A 15,057-nucleotide genomic window follows, 5' to 3' on the forward strand; every position below is an offset into this window, starting at 1 on the left:
GTTAGTAGTAATATCCCAGATTTATCAACCGGTTATTGAGTTCCAGGTGCAGCTATGAGTTGCGATGGTTCTTGTAATGTTCTATTTGGGCAGCCCTTTTGGCTCGGTCCCAGGCACACCCCAGACCAGCACGAGGGCTGCCATCAGTCACGAATAACAAGGCGGGTCGGAATTCAAAAACATGTCTGACGCCAACAACGAACAGCTTCGCCCGCCGCCGAGCTGGGACAAATTCGAGGAAATCTGCGCTGATCTTTTTTCGCGCATCTGGAAGGACAATCAAGTCGTCCGCTACGGCCGCACCGGGCAACGACAACACGGCGTCGACATCTACGGGAAGGATAGTGAGGCCGACGCCGGGGTTCAGTGCAAAGGCAAGCGCGATTGGCCACCTACCAAACTGACGATCCCCGAAATTGACGCGGAAATTCAAGAAGCCAAGAAGTTCGATCCACCACTTCGCACCTATATCTTTGCAACCACGGCTGACAACGACGTCTACATCACGGATCACGTCAATGCCGTTTCTGCCAAGCAGGCTGAACAAGGACTCTTCCGCGTAACCGTCTTCGGATGGAAAGAGCTTACCCGCCGCCTCTACGACTACCCCGAGCTGCTTGAGAAGCATTTCAGCATCTACACGCTTCGTCAGATGAAGCGTGAATTGCCCGGCGAGATCGTCACCCGCGTCGTCGAGGAATTGCTAAACACCAGTCTTGTCGCCGGTCCTAGCCCCGCGCAGGTCCCGACTGGCCAGTCCGGCCCGCTGGACGACCGGTTGACTGATGCGCTCGAGCGCGATTACGCCGCGCGCTACGAACGCCTTCTCCAGCGTTCGGTCTTTCCTGAACTCAACAAACGAGATGAATTCGCGCCGCTCGCCTCTGAACTCCTGGAAACGAAAGGAGCGCCGTCTTCGAATTTGAGACGCAAGATTCTCCTTCGGGCCTCGCGGTCGGCATCGATCCATGGCAATCTTGATGACGCGCGCCGCTTCCTCGCGGAGGGCCGAAAGCTTTCGGGATCCGAGCCTGATGAACTCGCGCGGGCGCGTCTAGCCGTCGCGGAAGGTCGGGTCGACGAGGCTATCCAGCTCCTGCGCGACAGAACCGATCCAGATTCGCGAACCGTTCTGTTCACCATACTCGCGAATGAGCGCGGCGCCGAGATTGCCACTGATTGGTTGGCTGAGAACAACCTTTCGCCGGCGCTGCTTACGCCCAATGGCGTACTCAGCTTGTGCTACGTCTATTTGAAGCGCAACGATCTGGCTTCCGTCAACCGGATACTTTCCCAGGCAAACCTCTCGCAATTCGCGCAGCTCCCCTACCTCTATTTTCTGAGAGGTGCCATGAGCTTTGCGAGCGTGCTCCCGGTGCCGGAGCAAGCGAGCGCCCTCAGCGGCTTGCCCTTAGACGTGAGCAATGCGTCGCCCATCATAGGCGATCCTGACCTCTCGAAAGCGCTCGACGCGGCTTTGAATGACCTGCGTCAGGCGTTGCCCTATGCAAGGACCCTCGAACTACAGCACGCTCCGCAGATCATCGGTTCCTACATCGTTTGGTGCGAATTGCTGCATCCCGCGCGTAAAGAAGCCGCGCTTGCTCAACTTCGACGCGATATGGAAGACCATGCTCTTGCCGTGTCGCTCGTCCAATACGCGCTAGCCTATCTAAAGGGATATTCGCCGGCAGGTCTGGAAAATTATCTGGCGCGTCGTGACGCCCTTGGCGGTTTGACCAACGAAGAGCTCCGCGCTGCCTTTGTCATCAAGATGCATGGCAATGACGCAGCCGGTCTCGCGTCACTGATCGCCTCGAAGCGGCTCCAGGTAGAAGCGATCTTGGGAAAGAGAGAAGCCTTTTCGGTCGAGATCCAGGCGTTGGCCAAGAGTGGGGATGCGACCTCCGCGAATATTATCCTAGAGGATAATCTGAGCCGCTTTGCGGCAAGTCAGATCGCTGGCCTTCGCGCCGAAATCGCGAAGGCGCAAGGCGCCGATCCGGTCGCAGAACATCGGCGCCTCTATGAGAACGATAAAACGACCGAGGCGCTCCGTGCCCTTGTGAGTGAGCTCGCGCGGAAGAAAGATCATGCCGCCATCGCTAGGTACGCCGAGCTTCTTTACGAAGACACCAAAGACCCGCGTATCATCGCGCTCGCTGCTGAAGCCGCAATGCATGCGGGCGATGGTGACAATTTTGTTCGCCTTGTCGAGAGCCATCCGGAGCTCGAGGATCGCGACGTTCGTTTCTTGCGTCACTACGGCTGGCAACTATTTCGCCTGGGTCGTCTGGGTGAAGCAAAGGACGTTGCCGGGAAGGTAGTGAGAGACCATCCCGCCGATCGTGATCTCCAACTTGAAGTTGCCCTCGCGATCGAGACCGGGGAATGGGAACTGCTGGCGGCCCCGCTCGCGGCGTCGCTCGAGCCCGCCCGCAATCTCGATGGACTTTCGCTTATTCGCGCCGCGCACCTCGCGCAAGCGTCGGGACAGGGTTCGCTTATGGATCTTGTTAATGCGGCCATCGCCAAGGGTGGCGACGATCCCCACGTGCTGCTCGGTGCTTACCATCTGTTCGTGGAGCAAGGTCTCGAAGAAGATCGTCCCGAGGCCCACGCGTGGTTTCAAAAAGCGCTTGCGCTCTCAGGTCCGGACGGGCCGATTCAGACCTTCGAGATCAAAGAACTTCTCGCGCAGCAGACCGAGTGGGACCAACATACACGGTCCATCACCGAAAACGTCGTGCGTGGAGAACTGCCGATTTTTGCGGCCGGCGCCGGATTGCGCACCACCCCGATCGATTTGATTCTACGCAATCTCATCCGCAACGCCGCGCCGACCGACAGCCGGCGGCGGGTCGCGCTTCCTCTCTTCGCCGGCAGACGTCTGCCGCTGCCGATTGGCGCACCAGCGGCTCTTGCTTTGGACATAACGGCGCTTCTCGTCCTTGGTTGGCTCGGGATTCTGCCCGTAGTCCTTGAAGCGTTCCCAAATGTCGTCTTGCCCGCAGGCGTGCTTGCCGAACTGTTCGAGGGACGTCGGCGTATTCGCCGGGGACAAAAGACGCGGCTTCGAAAGGCAATGGATGTTCGGGACGCCATTGCAAAGGGACAGTTTATGAAAGTCTTGCGCACCCCCGATCTTGCGCGTGATCCTTTGTCTGAGGAGGTCGGCGTTGAATTGAGCGCGCTGATCCGAGAGGCCAAAGCCACGAAGGGGATCGTTATTCGCCCCGCGCCGGTTAGCCGAGCAAGAATCTCGGAAGACGGCGTTGCCGATATGAGCGCGCAGAGCGACTATCTGTGTGATATGCACGGACTGCTCAAGGCGATAACCGAGCTAAACGCGATCGATGAAGAGGCGGAAACAGCAGCCCGGCAGTATTTCAACCTGCAAGACAAAGGCTGGCCTTCTTCTGTTGCTCCGACGCCAGAGCAGCCGATTCTCCTCGATGGCCTCGCGCTGGCTTATTTGCAGTATACCAAACTCCTGCAAGCCTTTCTGCGTACCTTTCGGAATGTCTACATCCATGGATCGACAGAAGACGAAGCCAATGTTCTGATCGATGACGATCGGAACGTCGCCCAGGTTTTCCAGGTCATTGATGATATTCGATCCGCAATCCGCCAGGCGAATGCTGCCGGTCATGTGTCATTTGGATCTCGGCGTCTCAACGCGGACGAGACCGAGTTTGATGGGCCCCAGTCGACGGTAAGCCTGTTCGTCGATTTCAAGGGGGCCGACGTTGTTGTTGTTGACGATCGCGCTCTTAACAAAGAGGCGTTTGGTGCCGATACAGCCGGCCGGCGCTCGCGCGTGGTGTCAACCCTCGACTTGATCGAAGAGCTTTTGAAGCGCGGTGTTCTGTCCGGTGACCGATATCGGGCAATTCGCTATCGTCTTCGCGAAGCCGGGGCCCTGCTGGTTCCCTTGACGACGGCGGAAGTGGTAGCGGCAGCCAAACGAAATCGACAGAATGAAGCGCCCGAAGTTAGGGCTATTCGCGATAGCTTCGACCTCGCGAGAATCTCCGAGATACCGCAATTTCCAGCTGAAATGCGGTGGTTCATGACCTATGTCCAGGCAATCCGGGGAGCTATTTCGCAAATCTGGGTTGAAGAGCCGGACGAACAGCGCGCCCGCGTGATCGCGTCGGCCATCTTCGAGATGCGGATTGTGCCCGAAGATTGGCTTGCCCGCTGGGGAGGGCAGCCACCACCTGGTTGGATCGGCGCCGTTCATCGCGCACTTATCGGCGGTTTTGCCTTGCCGGTCGAAATTCTCGACGACAAGAAGATCGGACCGTATCAAAGGTGGCTTGACGACGTTCTGATGTCGGAAGTTCGTCTTGTATCTCCTGATCTTTACCAGCAAGTCGTTTCCTACATCCAGGAGTTCGCTTTGATGCCATGGGGGACGGGGGGTGATGATGACGAAGAATAAGCCGGATCTAACGCCTGAAGAACTTGCTCGCTACAAGGTTCTTTATGCGCTGCGACGCATCGGGCCAGAGATGCAAAGCGACGTGCTTGCTGACGGCGTGATCGTTAGTCGGAGCGGCATCGGTGTCTCAAATCCGATCAAGCTTCCTGAAAATCTGGTGCTCGACCGAGATGCGCTGTTCGCGGCTTTCAAAAAGGCTGCCGATGGCGAGCCGATTCCGGAATTGCGGGACGTGGGTGGTGGCATCCGCGACCTGAAGCTCGAAGTGGGTGACCAGCGCGCGTACGTTAGTTATGGAAATCATAGGATTGCCTTTCCGCATGCTGCCCTGCTGTCAGAAAAGCTAGCGAGACGGCAGCGCGCCATGGCGGCGATCTTGAAGAGCAACACGCTCGCGACACAGTGGCGAGATGAGCTCCTGGCCGTTGTCAACAAGCCCAACTACACCCAAGCGGACTTCTTCGCGGCTCGCACGATCTTAGCCGGATCGCCTGAAACATTTACGCCTTTGCTGCGCGAGGCAGCTAACCGAGGAACTATTGGGCGGAAGGATCTACTTCCCTCCGAAATGACGCACTGGGAGAACCTCACGGCAAAGCGGCTCACCTCGGAACTGCTTGTCGATTTCGTGCGAGATGAACTTGCCGCTCAGCGAGCATCACATTTCACCCAAGATCTCAAGGATGCCCTTGACGTCGTTTCGCTGACGTTTGGCAGCCCTGAGCTTGTGCCCTTGGAGACTTTAGGTCAATTCAATGAGGACGAGCTGCTCGAAGCTTTGAGGCATCTGGTTCAGTACACAGATCCCTTTGCGCTAGCAGGTGCATTCGATATTTGTTCCAATCGTGCCGATTCCGATCCTCGATTCGTTACTGTGGGAGAGGAAATTCTTGATCGGCTGCTAACCGATCCCAAGCGACTGCATGGCGAACTGACGACATTCGCCACCGGATTTGTTGTCGCGACCGCCTATCTTGCCGAACATCAGACACTGCGTAGGCAACCCGTGTTTTGGCGGCGCCTTGCGGCTGCTTCTCATGCCGCCCTCGTCACGCGTGTTCTCGGCGGTAGCAATGACGAGGAAGGCTCGTTGCTCAATTGGGCCATGCGCAATACGGGAAAGAGTTTCTATCTTTCGGTGATGAATGATTTCGATGTTGAACCCCGTTGGCGTCCCGACTGGATAAATCCGAACTTTATCGCTGCCGATGTTTACGGCCGTCTCCTGGCATCACTGGAGAAACTTGGCGACACGGCACCCGAGAGCTGGCGCAAGCGGCTGGAGGACGCCCGATCCTCAATTACGGACGGTGCACCCCCGATGGCGCGCATGTTCCCTGCGCTCTTGCAGGGATGGCGGGTGCCCTCCAGCGATCAACCCCCTGCCGACACGCCCGTCGGCAAGTTGTTCACTGAACTTGGGAAAGCGCCAACCGTCGAGAAGTTTCTTGAGTTCATCCAGCTTGTTTACATGTTCGGATTTCCTCCCGAAGCCCGATCTTCAGTCCTCAAGGTTATGGCGACCCTTCGCTCCGAGTTGGCAACGACCAATCCCGACTTCGCCCAAGCGGCCCTCGATTTGGCGGCCCTCATCGCTGCGCGGAATCACGATGCGGAATTGGCCGAAACCGTTGCCGTTGTTGCTATCGAACGACTCGTGACGGAGCACGGAATTTGGGCGTCTGTTGCCGACAATCTCCGTGTTGCTGGAATGCGCGGCTGCGATTGCGGATCGGAGGGAGGCGCTAGCAACGCTCGCCCGTCGCTTGGAAAATCTCGCTTTCGTCTCTCCAGCTGGTTGGTTGCCTGACGCTCTTGATGCGTTCCGGCTTCTTCAATCGATCAACGAAGACTTGGCTCCTCTGCTCGGGCGCGCCACCGCGACGGCCCGCCTTGGGCTGCCGCGCGGCAATGCAGCTTGACAGCACGTGGTGCCCGTCAGCCCGGCGGCTGGGAATCCTCGGCGGGCCGCGAACCAGAGTGCTGGTGATACGAAGAGCCTAACGTTATGCGGCCTCACGCTGAAGGCTAACCTGCAAGAATCATCTCGACCAACCGTAATCGTAATACGGGTAGTCGGAGTCGAGTCCGTTCTCGTGCATGCCGCCGATGCTCCGAAACAGATCAACAGCCGTCTGGAAGGTGTGCTCGACCGCACGCCAGTGGTCGCGCGCGCGGTCCGGAATCCGGTCGAGAAAATCGCCTGACCTTGTGTCGGTCATGTAGACGCTGATCATCATATGCATGTGGCGGTGATGCGTTGGACAGAGCCAGATGAAATCATGGATCGGCTTTTCGATCCCGAGTTTGACCGCGCTTGACCTTCTGGTCATGGCTGCCGCCGCGCTGCCAAGCGTTTGCAGCCGTCTTCCGCGACATCGTTCAACTGATCCCAGGGGAACCTTGGGCGAATACGCCCGAGAAAATCAAGCAACACGATCTTGCCAATGACCATTGAAGCCGTGGCGCGGGAGGGAGGGTACTCGCGCCGGTCCAGACATACGTGGCGCCGAGTCCAGCCTCGGTGGCACAAGTCCAAACTTAGGGGGGATCCTACAGTGAAATGGCGCGCCACGGCCGATGAAGATGGGCACTACTGTTTCGCCGTGGCGCTATGATGCCGTGCTCGAGTCTACCCCATCGCGTCCGGGAAGTTGCCGATCTTTGCGTGGGCGCTACGAGCAAACGCCACAGAACAGCGAACGCAGCCGACCGTCCGACGGAACAGCGGAGTTGCAGCAGTGTTCGGCCGTGCCCGCGACTTCGAATTGACCTTGCCTCCCGGCCTGTAACGCGTGACGCTGTCACGCGTTACAGATGGGGAAGTCTCATGACCGCAGCCGAAAGGATGAAGATGATGCGGCAGCGGCGGCGCGCAGGGGGATTACGCGAATTGCGTCTCGTGGTAGCCGATGCCCGCTCGCGGGCGGTGCGACGACGGGTGGCGAAGCAGGTCGCCCGTCTCGACCCTGATCGCGAACGCGACGCGCTGGAGTGGATCGAGTCGGTCTCCGAGTTTGATGCAGATGCAACGCGGTGACGTGATAGTTGTTGCCGCGGCCGGTGACTATGGCAAGCCCCGCTCAGCGGTCATCGTGCAGACTGACGCCTTTCCGCAGAGCCATGCTTCTGTAGTGCTTTGCCAGTTGACTTCCGAACTGGTAGACGCTCCGGATTTTCGCGTCACCATCGAACCAAAGCCCGATAATGGATTGCGACTTAGATCGCAGGTGATGGCCGACAAGCCCGTCACCGTGAAACGCGAACGGGTCGGGCAGAAGATCGGGCGTCTCGGCAACCAAGACATGGCTCGGGTCGGGATTGCTTTGGCGTTTGTCTTAGGGCTAGCGGATTAGCAATTCCGTCGGTCACGTCGATAGAGGGAAGGTATCGGGCGGCGCCGATGCCAAGATGCAGCAATTTCGGCCGCCTGGCAGCGATATCGTGCAAAATCGTAAAATGGCGCAGCGCAGGCGATTCGAACCTTGGGCTGTGCTTCGTAAGCGCTTCATGTAGGAGTAAAATCTGCGCGAGGCGCTATGCATATCCCGCTCAACCGCCAGAGCGCGCGCGCTTCGATGCGTTGTTCGAGATCGAGCGCGCCATCAACGGCCGCGGCGCCGACGAGCGGCGCGCCGTGCGCCAGGAAAAGAGCAAGCCACTTCTCAAGGACATTGCACGCCTGGTTGCTGCGTGAACCCTCTCGCGCTCCTCCGAGGTCCTGAAGCCTATGAATTACATGCTCAGGCGCTGGAAAGATTTCGCCCGCTTCCTCGACGATGGCAGGATCGCCAACGAGACGGACGACTCCGAGGTCGTCGACAACGGCCGCCTACAGATTGATCTGCTCGGTTGACCGCTGTCTCTAGCTATCTCTTGTAATCACAGTTTTGTATCCATGATCCTATTCCCGGCCCTTGGTCGCTACTTGGACGGTCTGGTTGACAGCGTTTGCTCACGCCAATCGGCATCTTGCGCAATTGATCGCCTCGGCCGATAGGCGCCTAGCTCGATGGTCTCATTCTCTTCCACCATTTCAGATGCGACGAGGCGTCCTGCTAACGGACCAAGGGTTATTCCGCCGTGCATGACCGCTACGTATATGGTGCGGTCTTCGTCAAGAGCGCCAATCATCGGCCGGCCATCCGCCGGCATCGGACGTACACCAACTGTCCATCTTTGTCCCATTTCCGCAAAATTCATGATCCACTCGCTTGCGGAACGAATCAGAGAACGGCGCTCCTCCTCCATTCGCTCATGCTCGGGGGCGTCACCAGCGACCGCAGCGACGCCGGCCAGAAACCCTCCGTGGTCGCCCGGCCTGACATGGAGCTTGTCGGCGTAGACAGCCCGTCGCACGCCTTGCGAGCCCAGCGAACAAGAGAGGTCCACAAGCGGCCCGGGTGCTGCTGTCAATCTAAGTGGGATGAACCCGGCAGGCGTGAGCAATGCATTGGTGTCATTGCCGGCCGCCAGCACGAGGGAGTCGAATACCTCAGTTCCTGTCGTAAGGCGCAGTCGTGCCTTTGACTGAAGGCTCTCAAGACCTAGTACTTGCTCCCGCCGATACCGAACCGCAAACTGTTTAGTAGAGAAGTCTATCAGAGCCCGGCATAGCGCTCCTGCATTCACCCATCCTTCTTCCGGAACCAGAACTGCTTCGGCGGCCGATTCAGTCCTGATAGCTGGCTCAAGGCGACTTGCTGCGGCCGGTGAAATGAATTCCAACTGACTTCCGTACTTGGAAAGAGCCTTGGCATTCTGTTCGAGCTTTGCAGCATCATTCCCGGAGGAGGTGAGCCGCAACGTTCCAGTCGTGTGGAGGTGGCGCTCGCTTCCGACTTCGCGAGCGATCATGCTGTGGTACTTGATAGCGTCGAGCCTAAACGGCAGGTCGGCTTCGGCTTGGCCAAACGCATTAAGACATGCAAATGACGTGGAAGACACGCCATTGCCAGGATCGCCGATGTCGAACACGGTCACTCGGGCGCCGGCCTTTCCCAGGTGATAGGCAATGGAGCTGCCAATGATACCAGCCCCAACGACTCCGATTTTCATCGGCTCCTCCCTCCTGGAAAGTTTGCTCAGGCACTGGCGGTGAGCCCGCCATCGATGCGAAGAATTTGGCCCGTCACGAAGCGGGATAGCGAAGACGCGAAGAAGTGCACAGCGCCTGGCGACATCCTCAGGCGTAGCCAATCGCCCAAGGGGAATGTTCACGGTGGCTCGCTTGAATGCGGCCGGGTCATCTAAGGCTTCTTCGTTCTTCTGCGTCCGTACCAGCCCAGGCGCGACACCATTTACGGTGATGTCGTACGGCCCCAATTCCGTTGCCAGTTGCTTCAACAACACGGCGAGCCCGCCTTTGGCGGCGCAAAAGGCGCTATAGCCGCGGTTTCGGAAACCAAGCGATGAGCGCACGGAAAGGAGATGGATATGACTCCCGCCTCTTCCGGCGGATAATTGCTGAGCAGCGACCGCCTGGGAGAGAAACATTCCGGCACGCAATGTCCTGGAATAGACCTCATCGAAGGCTTCCGGTGTCACCTCGAACAGCATCTGCTCCTTGTTGAAGCCGGTGCAGTTCACCAGAATATCTATAGAACCATGTTGTTGCTTCAGAGACGCAGAGAGCGCATGCACCGCGCCGACATCGCACGCGTCCAGCTCGATAGCACGGGCTGAGAAGCCTCGCGTGGCCAGCTCAGCGGCAAGAGCCCGCGCCCGGTCCCCGTTTCGTCCCGCAATAATGCTGGTCGCACCGGCAAGGGTCAACACTTCGGAGATTGTTGTGCCGATCGCTCCGTAGCCGCCAACGATCAACGCCACTTTGCCATGCAAGCTCAACGGATGCTGGGATCCCACTTCGATCGTCTGAACGTTCATTTCAACCTTCCTTGGATTTTCGGCGCGATAATGTCCATGACCTCGGTCGAGCTATCCGGTGTTGCGCGGACGTTGCGATGCATGAAATTCCGCCGAACCGTATTGGCCCTTGAAAACCGGTCCGAGATGGTCTTTGGCGCTGCCACCGAGCTGGACCGTTCCACTGATACTGCCGTCTTCGGCGATTTTGCCCTCGAAGCCATAGAACAGGGACATCGGTATCTGCTCGTGTGCAGCCTCGAACCGGAGATGGTCGCCGTGAATCTCACCGGAAAGCCCGCCGGAAGATGATCCGGTGTGATGGACACCAGATATCAGCACCTCATTCTGCTGAAGATCGAGATGATGTGTCGCCGAGCCATGAAGGAACTGAATTTCGATACGCCAACTCCCTGAGACGTCGGCTTCTGCCCGAAGGATTGAGGGCAGTTCAGCAATGCACCTGGGCTCATAAAACGCGCTTGCCAAAGCACGGCCGACGATCTCCGCCTCGTCATCGCCGAGATTGACAGGATCAAGCACGATCGAGGTCGGCGTGGACCAAAAATCGTGGATAAGAATCCGTGGTCGCTGCCGTAAGAGCGCAAGCCGTAGATCTTCCGCACTGAATGGAACGACTTTCTCGTCCCAGCTCACCTTGAGCCGAACTGCTGTGACAGAACCGGGCCAGGACAGCACCTCGGTCGTGACGCCTGGCAGAAAGTTGAGCTGCGCCTCAATCCGCTTTAAGCGCGGAAGCCATTGGTCACGGTCGTGTTTGGCTGTTTGAGAATTGATCCAGCGATCGAGTGCGACGACAGCACCCACAATCTCCTCCTTGCCCACCTTCATCGCCCGGCCGAAGGCCTGGTGAGGCGCTCCGTTCCACCAGATTGCCTTGCATAGCCGTTCACTCCCAAGCACGATCGCAGTCGATTGTGGAGCCCGGATATATTTGCCGCCCGCATAAACCACCAGGTCAACGCCGCATTTGATCCAGCGGTCCGGCTTTTCTGGCGAAAGCCCGGCAGCATCGACGAGAATCGGCACGCCATGGGCACGCGCGAGAGACAGGATTGAGCTTAATGGCAATACGGACGCTGCGTCCATGCGGCCGAGCAGGCAGATCATCGCGACGCTTCCGTCCAATGCCTCTGCCAGCCTTTCTACAGTGGCAACACTCACAATCTCGCCGCCTGCGATACGGATTGCCTGTTCATAGGCAAACCGTTGATCAGAGGGGATCAATACCTTGTTGCGCAGCCCCGATGTGTCCGGCAATCGCAACATCAATTCCGGATTGTTTCCGGCGATGCACGCCGCAGTGGCTAACGCCAGTGTCGCCGCAGTGCCGGCGGTAATCACACCCCATTCGGCGCCCGTGAGTTCAGCGAGCCTTTTACCTGCCGCGCCGGCGAGCTCGTCCGTGTCGACGAAAGCCTCTGCAGCCGCGTTCATGGCTGCGATGACTTCGTCACTCGGATTGCTTGCTCCATATAACGTGCGCACCCCGGCGCATTGAATGAACGGTTCGACGCCGAGTTCCCGAAAGATCCAGCCTCGTACGTGATCTCGTTGACGCAGATCAGGTGCTTGCAAGAGTTCAAGCCGAATGGTCATACCAGCCGCCTCATTGCAAGTACGATGGATGCCCTAATAAACATCTCACGGCCCTGTACGTAATGCTGCCCTTTTTCGCCGGTCAGTGAGGCACAACATTCAGGAAAACGGCTACGGACTTGTGCTTGGCGGATTGTCCTACCAGAAAGCCTAGCACGTGCACCGATCATGCCTCTCTCCGTACCCTTCGTTAATCTGCCCTCGGCTGGTCAAAGAGAACGGCTGGCTAAGACCGCCGAAGACGTCGCGGCGAAGATGCTGATTGCCGCATACATTGCCGGGTTCGGTGACGGCACACGAATGGATGCCACGTGAGCGATGGCAAGCAGCAAGAAGCAGATGTTCACGAGCCACTCAAATAATTCGGCTCCGATGAGAGGCTGGAGAAGGAACAAGAGAGCCATTAGCGGAACGTCGTACGACAGGGGCACACCCAAGAAGCGCCCGTCGGACGATCGGCCGAAATTTGCAAAATAGCTAAGCCTGATTGCTCCCGCCACGAGTAGAGCAGTGGCGGTCGCCAGGGAAAGAATGGAGGTGTGGCTGAGCTGGATCACAACTGCTGCAGGCAATACGGCTCCGTAGATAATGTCGCCGAACCCGTCCAGGCTCTTGCCCATTTTGGCAGCGTCTGGATCACGATTCGCTGTGCGGGCGGCCACGAAGCCATCGAGGTGATCTGACAGGACAGCCCAAAGAGCCACCGCCACTGATAGCTCAAGGTGCCCGGACAGAGCGAGGAACAGGCTGGCGGATGACAAAACAAGACCCCCCGCTGTGATGGCATTCGCCGGATCCCAAAGGTATTTTAGCATTGGCACCTCACTAATCCTGCTGGTCGTACGATTGGCCGAGGGCATGCGCCGGTGAGAAAATGCGCTCTGCAATGCGCAGATCTTCGGTGCTATCGATTTCGCACCACCTGAGATCATCGCATCGCGCCGCTGCGAGCTGTAGGCCGCGCTTCTCCACCAGATAGCCAAGAAGCTCTTCGGTGTAGGCCTGCGTAGCTCCGGACCCGATGATATCGTCCAGGGCTGGAACGATCGTTGCCTTGAGGGTCGGGGCCGAGAAACGTAGTAGGTTCATAGTTTTGAAAAGCCGCGGGCCATCCGTGACAAGGTTAGCCGCCGTTTGCTTCATGCGGAAACCTGTGATGAAGCCGTTATCCGACAAAAGAACTGCAGACCCTTCCATGGATTCATCGAAGGGAGCTACTGCTGCCAGATCGGTCGCTGGGCCGATCAGGCGGCGCAATGCATCTTGCTCGAAGAAAACGTCTCCCTCGAGGAGAAAGCAGTCTCCAGAAAGCAGCGCGTCACGCGCCAGCCACAGGGAATAGGCGCTACCGGTGCGATCGAAAACTATCGATTCGACGTAGTTGATCGCAAGCCCGCCGAAGCGGCTGCCGCACGCATATTGAATGGCGTCCTTGCGGTAGCCGACGACGATCGTCACCTCGTCGACGCCGACTGCCTCCAGGTTCCGCAGGGCGTTGTGCAGGATCGGCGTGCCGTTGACCTCGACGAGTGGCTTTGGCCGCAGATCCGTCAGCGGCCGCAGGCGTGAGCCGAGACCAGCCGCAAGGACGATGGCACGGCGTGGAAATTCGGGCATAATGCTAACCTTCTGCAATTCCAAGCACGCCGAAGAGCCAGGAATTCAGTTCCACGTGTTCAGAGTTGCGCACAGACGTCGCAATCCCTTGTCGAGCGAGCCAAGATCAACGCCGTAGGAGAGCCGGACCCCGGCTGGATCGCCGAAGACCGTACCCGAAACTGTCGCGACACCAGCGTCCATCAGCAATACGTTAACGACGTCATCGGCGTTGAATTCGGGGCCGGGGCCCTTGGTGCGCCGCTGCCAGCCTTTGAGATCGAGATAGAAGTGAAATCCGCCTTGGGCAGCAGGTTGGGGGATTGATCTTAGCGTCGACAGGATGAAGAGCCCAAGCGTTCGCGCGTCGCCAACCTGACGTTGAAGTTTTTGTTGGAAGGCGTCATCACCGCAGTTCAACTGATGGAGCAGTGCATGCTGTGCAATGAGGTTCGGGTTGTGGGTCGTATCGCGTTGTAGCGCCTGCGCTGCGCTGATAACGGCTCTTGGGCCGGCGAGATAGCCAATCCGCCAGCCGGTCAGGGCCAGGGATTTGGAGAAAGAATTAACGATCAGAGTGCGGATGCGTGCCGCAGGAGCGACCGAGACGATCGGATGATGGATGTGTGGGGCATGGGCGAAAGCGGCATAGCATTCATCGAACACAATCCAGAGATCCCGCTCGATAGCAAGCTGGGCAATTTCAGCAAGAGTTTCGCGGTCGTAAATCGTGCCAGTCGGATTGTTCGGGCTGTTGACAACGATCGCTTTAGTCTTTGATGTAACTGCCGCAGCTAGATCTGAAAGCTTCGGCACGTAGTTGTTGTCCCTTGTCTCGATGAAGATCGGGGTGCCGCCAGCCAGAAGGATCTGCGCGGGGAAAGAAGTCCAATGTGGGACGGGGATGAGCACCTCGTCCCCGGGATTGAGAAGCACCATAGCCGCGTTGAAGAGTGCATGTTTGGAGCCGCCCGTTACTGCGACTTCGTCCGCCGACCAAGGTTGACCGGTCTCGGTCGAAATTTTGCGAGCGATCGCGTGGCGGAGCTCTTTCGGGTCGCCTGTCTCGGTGTTGTGGTCGACATTGCGATTAATCATCGCGATGATGGTGCCCTCTCGCACCATCGGCGCTAGGTCACTCCGGATCTCTTCAGCGGTCAAATCGATGATTTGCTCAGCGCTCGCGGCAGCTGCTTTGGCCGCGGTCCACGCCGCGGCGGTGTCCGAAGACTTGAACAGGGCTGTGCGCTGCGCCAGCATGTGCGCTCCTCCGTTAATCCAACATGTCACGATTAGTGCTGCGGCGCGAAGCGTGCCCGCTACAAAAGGAGGACCTGCTCATATTGAGGGTGACGGTTCATCGTCCCATTGACTGTTTGGATGATTGGATGGTCGCTGAAACGGCGAGGGATTGCCCCAAGGATGGTGAGTGGCGGAAGAGCTGCCGCGCCGTTTTACTCTATATCCGATGTGAGGGCACATCGCGTCGTTTGCGCTGGATCGTATGGCAGAAGGTTTCATGTCAGCTG

General features: G+C 58.2%; 10 protein-coding genes and 1 pseudogene. 5 read left to right on the forward strand and 6 right to left on the reverse strand.

What is annotated here, in order from left to right; translation table 11 throughout:
• The first annotated feature begins 181 nt into the window (after positions 1-181).
• The gene (locus ACVWW1_RS41470) at positions 182-4,447 is read left to right on the forward strand and encodes an HTH domain-containing protein (protein WP_456659878.1); all 4,266 of its coding nucleotides are present in this window, start codon (positions 182-184) and stop codon (positions 4,445-4,447) included.
• Positions 4,434-6,257 carry a hypothetical protein gene (locus tag ACVWW1_RS41475; protein WP_456659879.1) on the forward strand — a complete coding sequence of 608 codons (1,824 nt, stop codon included), beginning with the start codon at positions 4,434-4,436 and terminating at the stop codon, positions 6,255-6,257. The genes ACVWW1_RS41470 and ACVWW1_RS41475 overlap by 14 nt, the downstream gene beginning before the upstream one ends.
• A 232-nt stretch (positions 6,258-6,489) precedes the next feature.
• Here ACVWW1_RS41475 and ACVWW1_RS41480 read toward each other — a convergent pair whose 3' ends face one another.
• The gene (locus ACVWW1_RS41480; protein ID WP_429032512.1) at positions 6,490-6,780 is read right to left on the reverse strand and encodes a hypothetical protein; all 291 of its coding nucleotides are present in this window, start codon (positions 6,778-6,780) and stop codon (positions 6,490-6,492) included.
• A 497-nt stretch (positions 6,781-7,277) separates the two neighbouring features.
• Here ACVWW1_RS41480 and ACVWW1_RS41485 point away from each other — a divergent pair, with 497 nt between their 5' ends.
• From ACVWW1_RS41485 to ACVWW1_RS41495, 3 genes and pseudogenes are all read left to right on the forward strand, one after another.
• Positions 7,278-7,487, forward strand: a complete 210-nt coding sequence (locus tag ACVWW1_RS41485; RefSeq protein ID WP_429032510.1) for an antitoxin MazE-like protein — start codon at positions 7,278-7,280, stop codon at positions 7,485-7,487.
• On the forward strand, positions 7,468-7,803 hold the full coding sequence (locus tag ACVWW1_RS41490) for a type II toxin-antitoxin system PemK/MazF family toxin (protein ID WP_456659880.1): 336 nt from the start codon (positions 7,468-7,470) through the stop codon (positions 7,801-7,803). Before ACVWW1_RS41485 ends, ACVWW1_RS41490 begins: the two co-directional genes overlap by 20 nt.
• Positions 7,804-8,018: 215 nt before the next feature.
• Positions 8,019-8,261 (forward strand): annotated as a pseudogene (locus ACVWW1_RS41495) (IS66 family transposase); the annotation flags it as partial.
• Between the two features lie 110 nt (positions 8,262-8,371).
• Here ACVWW1_RS41495 and ACVWW1_RS41500 read toward each other — a convergent pair.
• The 5 genes from ACVWW1_RS41500 to ACVWW1_RS41520 form a co-directional block, all read right to left on the reverse strand.
• Positions 8,372-10,333, reverse strand: coding sequence for an FAD-dependent oxidoreductase (locus ACVWW1_RS41500; protein ID WP_456659881.1), 1,962 nt, complete (start codon positions 10,331-10,333; stop codon positions 8,372-8,374).
• A 51-nt stretch (positions 10,334-10,384) separates the two neighbouring features.
• The gene (locus tag ACVWW1_RS41505; RefSeq protein WP_456659882.1) at positions 10,385-11,932 is read right to left on the reverse strand and encodes a hypothetical protein; all 1,548 of its coding nucleotides are present in this window, start codon (positions 11,930-11,932) and stop codon (positions 10,385-10,387) included.
• A 209-nt stretch (positions 11,933-12,141) separates the two neighbouring features.
• Complete coding sequence (locus ACVWW1_RS41510; RefSeq protein ID WP_456659883.1) at positions 12,142-12,747, reverse strand: CDP-alcohol phosphatidyltransferase family protein; 606 nt, start codon at positions 12,745-12,747, stop codon at positions 12,142-12,144.
• A 10-nt stretch (positions 12,748-12,757) separates the two neighbouring features.
• Positions 12,758-13,549, reverse strand: a complete 792-nt coding sequence (locus tag ACVWW1_RS41515; RefSeq protein WP_429032496.1) for a phosphocholine cytidylyltransferase family protein — start codon at positions 13,547-13,549, stop codon at positions 12,758-12,760.
• Positions 13,550-13,594: 45 nt separating this feature from the next.
• Complete coding sequence (locus ACVWW1_RS41520; RefSeq protein WP_456659884.1) at positions 13,595-14,788, reverse strand: aminotransferase class I/II-fold pyridoxal phosphate-dependent enzyme; 1,194 nt, start codon at positions 14,786-14,788, stop codon at positions 13,595-13,597.
• Positions 14,789-15,057 lie beyond the last annotated feature (269 nt).

The sequence above is a fragment of the Bradyrhizobium sp. JR3.5 genome, from assembly GCF_054057015.1.